Genomic DNA, 4,020 nt, shown 5'->3' on the forward strand with positions numbered 1-4,020 from the left:
TCCAAGTATAATTTCCAACAAATGATGCTGTTAAGGTAACACTATCGCCTAAATTGGCATTGATGGTAGTTTTTTGATTTACATTTTTAACCATGGTAAACTGGTCACGAATAACACCATCGGAACAAATCCATTTTGCATCTAATCTGTTGTTTTGTACTTCCAATATCATGGCGCCCCCATAAATAGCATTTGAAAAGGGTAAAGCACTATGTGGAAATTGGCTTCCTTGTGTTCCGCCCAATTGTCCTGCTGAGCCTGATACCACATAAACAGTTCCTGCATTTACCAAAGTATCTTTTATGTACGGACATGAATTGCTGCTGCCATTATACTTACCTGTTGATTGGCTAATATTATGCGTAAGACTATCAAAACTAGCTTCATAACCGTAATGGCCTTTCATTAGTTTTGAACGTTCGTAATCGTGGCTATGGCCGGTTAATATTAAATCAACACCGTAGCGTTCTAAAATTTTAATAAAGTTTTGACGTATAAGTACTATAGGGGTTTCTGTATCTGAGTTGTGGGACCCCATAGTATACGGAGGATGATGCCAATAAGCTACAATCCATTGTTTGTTGGTATTGGCAGCTAAATCGTTTTTAATCCAGTTTACTTGTGCACCTAATGTATCGTATAAACGGGTAGCGTTGTTTTCTCTACCATAAGAATCTAATGAAAGGAAGTGAATATTACCAATATCATATGAATAAAAAGCTTCTGTTCCTGATGCTACACCTCCGGCTTCGCCAGCTGTTGGCATGGTAAATAAATCGTAATAAGGTATGTCGTGGTCGTTTTGGCGGAGTCCGTTATTCTCATAATCGTGGTTACCGGGTGCAGGCCATAATGGATATTTTTTCAATAAATCGTTTTTGTAAATATTAAAAAAGTGTGCCTGATATTCTATATCAGTTCCGCTTCCGTAAGCATTATCACCCAATAAAAGCCATGAATCTAAATAGTTATTACCAAGGTAGCTGACAAATTGGTTTCTTACATTTATTTGGTTAGTTGATGCGTTACCACAATCGCCAATAACGCCAATTCTGTAAAGTTTACTGTTATCTCCTTTTGCTGCTAATGTCCTGAAATAGTTATTGCTGTCGCCTTGTAAGGTATCGTTTAAGCTACCTAAGCTATAAAAGTATTTGGTATAGGTATTTAATCCTGTAATTCTTACTTCATGTTCTGTTACAAAAGTTGAATCGTCTTTTACCAAGTTTAATATTCCTCTTGTGGTTCCTAATCTTATCCTGCTTGGTGTAGGGTAATCCGTTCTCCAACGTATGGTAGCGGCATTTTGGGTAACCACTTGTAAGTATGGTCCTTTAATTAAAGTAGCCGGAGGAGCAATGGTAAAACGGGCATTCGTAGTATCGAAAACAGCTACGTTAGCTGAGTCGCTAATGCGTAACATACATTGGCTTGAAGGTGTGTTTGGAATTAACCAGTTAATAGTACCTAATGATGATAAAACATTGGAAGCAATAGTACTCCAGATGCTGCCGTTTGTACTGTATTCAATTTTTATTTTCGTAATACTTGTATTGTTAAACCATTTAATGGCATAGGTATTACCCGCACTAAGGGTTTCGCCTCCGTTTGGAGCTAATACATTAATTGGTTTTAAAGGTGCTTGGTTACCTTTTAAGCGCAAGTTAAAACTTACATCGGGACTGCTGCCACTTTGTTGGTGTATTTCTACCGCTATGGTATTCCATCCGTTTACAAAATAGGTTTTTGCTAAAGTATATAGCTGGTAAGCTGATTCATCTGATCCTGTAATATCAGTTGAAGCTAATGTGTTGTAAGCAATAGTCCCAGAAGGTAAATTGTTTCTCCATACTTCGTTTCCGTTTACATATACAATAGCACCATCATCGCGTACTACCTGTAAGGAGAAATTATTGAAATCGTTTAAGTTTGGTATGTATACTTTTTTACGGAAGTAAGTAGTAATGTATTTATTGGTACAGGTAGGGTTTAAGGTAACTACCCCGCAAGCATTTACTAAAGTAGCTTCATCACCATCACCATAACCTAATTCTGTGTTTCCGCTGTTCCATGTTCCATCGTTAAATGCACTGTCCCGCCATGCTGTATTTTGATTAGAGCCATCATCTTTATATTTCCATGATGTTCCGGGTTTAATTAAAGTATCGGAAGCAATGGTGAAATAGGACGCACTGGTATCATAAAATACAGTATTGCTGGAATCGCTTACCCTTATTTTATAGGTTGCACCCGGTGTGGTTGGGTTATTGGGTAATGTCCATGTGTATAAACCGGCACTGCCTGAAGCATTATTGGTAATGGTATTCCATGTGATTCCATTGTTTGAATATTCTAGTTTTAATGTTTGTATACCGTTGGCATTGTATATAATATTTTTTTGAGCACCGGCTTGCCATGTTTCTCCACCGTTAGGGATTAATAAAGCAGGAAAAACCTGGTATTGAATAACCAATTCGGGTGCAAAAATAGAGAAACCATCGTAGGTGTAAGCATTACGTACACCTGTTCCCCGCCAAATAAAGGTAATGGCATTACCACTTTTCCAGCCTGTTCTGTTAACAATATTCTGAACGATTGTTTTTAAATTAGGTGTTTTTTGGTCAACGCCTCTTGTGCCTCCGGCAAGAAAACCCCATGAACTGCTTGTACTACCCGGCCATACTACAGAATCGGTAGTTACTGTACGGCTTGATACATTAAAAGCAGTAGTAGCAAAAGTTATACTGCTGTCTATTGCTTCGCCTTTAAAAACAATGTCGCCCAATACTGCATTTTTATTACCTCTGGTGGTAAATTGAATATACGCATTGGTAATAATAGCTCCCCTTGGAAGATTAATGTTTTTAAAACGAGAACCAATTATCTGATACTGGTTTCCGTCAAGCATGTTTTCTAAGTCGGGACTGGTTAAATCTATAGTACCTATGGTACCTGTTCCACCTGCAACTACTTCTTCCACATCATCAGAGCTTGCACTTACAAAACGACTCAGTGTAGCATTGCTTTGTGCATTGATTGTAGAATAGGATAAAATTATTACAAATAATAAGGCTGATATTTGCTTGTTTATAGCTGTTATATGGAAACTGTTACTTAAAGGCAACTGAATATTTTTCCTTAAATTAAATACATCTTTAATACGCGTCACTCTTTTTATTTTAATACTATAGGCCTGTAAATGGCTAATTGATAGATTAGCATTTACTTAAAAATTGTTCTTTGTTTAACAAATTTAAGCGATTATTGGTAATATAATATAAATAAAAAGCCCCTTGTTTTTAAACAAGAGGCTTTTATGGTATTAAAATACGATGGTTTATTTAACCAATATTTTTTGAACAATTACTTTGCCTTCAATGGTGGTAGCATTTAAGGTATAAAAGCCTTGTGGTAAATTTAATTCAATGGTTTTGTTTCCATTGATGGTTTCAATTTGTTGTGCAAAATGTTGTTTACCTAATAAATCTACAATGGTAATGTTTACATTTTCGCTCATTACATTGCTTAAGCCAATAGTAAATGTTCCACTATTAGGATTAGGAAATACATTTAAATCAAAGTTACCTGCTTTGTTTAAATCAACGGCTACCACTTTTGAATAGGTGAACTTACCATCAAAATCGGTTTGTTTAAGGCGATAAAAGATCGTGTTGGCATCTACTGCACTGATATCATCTACTGTATTGTATTGTAACGTTTTATTACTATTACCAGCACCTTTTACATTGGCTATTGGAAAAAATGTTTCACCATTTTCACTGCGCTCAATAGTAAAATAGTTGTTGTTAATTTCAGCAGCAGTTGACCAATTTAGTTTTACATTTTTATTAGCTAATTGCGCATCAAAATTAAGTAAGGTGATAGGGAAGGTGGTTGCGTTTACGGTAAATGAATCACGTAAACATGAGTAAGTATCAGTTACATAATAAACAGTAGTTCCGTTAGGTGGTAATACTTTTATGGTACGCGATGTTTGGCTTGTGTTGTTCCAAGTATAAT

General features: G+C 36.0%; 2 protein-coding genes. Both read right to left on the reverse strand.

The window, feature by feature from the left end:
* Positions 1–3,169, reverse strand: a 3,169-nt coding sequence (locus V4538_17600; protein ID MES2382867.1) for a metallophosphoesterase, incomplete at its 3' end; no start/stop codon positions are given.
* A gap of 168 nt (positions 3,170–3,337) precedes the next feature.
* Positions 3,338–4,020 (reverse strand): T9SS type A sorting domain-containing protein (locus V4538_17605; protein MES2382868.1); only part of this gene is annotated, 683 nt, incomplete at its 5' end.

The organism is Bacteroidota bacterium, assembly GCA_040388375.1.
Classification (GTDB): Bacteria; Bacteroidota; Bacteroidia; order UKL13-3; family UKL13-3; genus JAAFJM01.